Source organism: Streptomyces sp. TRM70350, from assembly GCF_019219825.1.
GTDB lineage: Bacteria > Actinomycetota > Actinomycetes > Streptomycetales > Streptomycetaceae > Streptomyces.
The window spans coordinates 1-468 of record NZ_JAHUXH010000128.1 but is presented as its reverse complement, the minus strand read 5'-3'; the positions used below and the strand labels follow the sequence as shown (position 1 = coordinate 468).

Genomic DNA, 468 nt, shown 5'->3' with positions numbered 1-468 from the left:
CGTCAGGGCGAGCGTCATGCGGTCGCTGACCGGCATGTCGACCTCCGCGTCCTCGGGGCGCCCGGCCGGACGCGGTCCCACGCTTCCCGCGCACGTCCAGGGCGCCACGTCGCTCTCTCGCTCCAGCAGCGCCACCGACTCCATGCCGAAGGTCTCGCGCACCCGCTCGAGGAGGGCCTCCAGGCTGGTCTCGCCGCGCAGCACGTTGCCCGCGAGGAAGGACAGGATCTCGGCCTCGGCCCGCAGCCGGGCCGCCTGATGGGTCCGCCGGGCGGCGAGGTCCACCACCGACGCCACGGACACCGCGACGCCGATGAAGATCGCGATGGCGACCATGTTCTTCGGGTCGGCGATGGTCAGGGTGTGCACGGGCGGGGTGAAGTACCAGTTCAGCAGCACCGAGCCGACGACCGCGGAGGCCAGCGCCGGGAGCAGCCCGCCGAGCAGCGCCGCCGCCACGGTCAGCAA

Annotated in this window: 1 protein-coding gene; it reads right to left on the bottom strand. The window is 73.3% G+C overall.

Features of this window, described 5'->3' with window-relative positions:
- A partial coding sequence (locus KWI83_RS37885) for a DUF4118 domain-containing protein (protein WP_218518900.1) occupies positions 1 to 468 on the bottom strand: 468 nt, incomplete at both ends.